General features: G+C 63.7%; 1 protein-coding gene. It reads right to left on the reverse strand.

The annotated features are described in order from the left end of the window. Positions 1-317: 317 nt before the first annotated feature. Positions 318-831: mechanosensitive ion channel family protein (locus tag J0A65_RS24440; RefSeq protein ID WP_206596850.1), on the reverse strand; the 514-nt coding region annotated here is incomplete at its 5' end.

Consider the following 831-nt stretch of genomic DNA (forward strand, 5'->3'; position numbering starts at 1 on the left):
TGCTGTCACTGTTCGTCCTGCCCGCCGCCTATGCCCTGATGCGCAGACGCCATGCGCCCAAGGTCGACGACCGCCACGCCGCCACGACAGCAGTCGAAACGGGATAAGCGCCAGCATATAGCGCCTCCAACGTGGCGCCATCACCAGGCACCCAGGCCAGACAGGTCTGGGTGCCTCTGATGACTGCCCCAAGGCTGGTCAGCAGGTACGGCAAGGCGTCAGTGCGCATCGTGCCCAGCCCGACGCGCCGATCACGCCTCGTCGATGAGCGATGCCCACCCGCTCGCCCTGCTCGGCATGTCGATCGCTGCCGAAGCTCACGGACTGCCCGCCGCCTTTCGCGCGGACGCCTTCCTGTCCAGGATGCGCACTTCTCGCTGCGGGAAGGGAATCTCGAAGCCGTGCTCTTGCAGTGCTTCCAGAATCATCAGCAGCAGGTCCCCGCCGACGCGATTGCGGCCGTCGTCGACGCCCTCCATCCAGAACTCGACGAACATGTTGATGCCCGAGTCGCCGAAGCTGTCTATCTCGCAGTCCGGGCGTTCCTCGATGGGTACGTCGTCGCCGCTGAACACCTGCGGATGGCTGGCGACCACGTCCTTGATGATGGCGATCAGCTTGCGGATGTCGGAGTCGTAGGCGACCGAGAAGTCGACGCGATAACGCTGGCTTTTGTCCTTGTGCGTCCAGTTGGTGAAGATCTCGGCGATGAACTTCTCGTTCGGCACCACGATGTCCTTGCCGTCGTAGGTTTCCAGCGTGGTCGAGCGCATGTTCAGTTCGCGCACGATGCCCGTGCGGCCATCCTCGAGTTCGACGTAGTCGCCGATC

The sequence above is a fragment of the Bowmanella yangjiangensis genome (assembly GCF_017255015.1).
Lineage (GTDB): Bacteria > Pseudomonadota > Gammaproteobacteria > Enterobacterales > Alteromonadaceae > Bowmanella > Bowmanella yangjiangensis.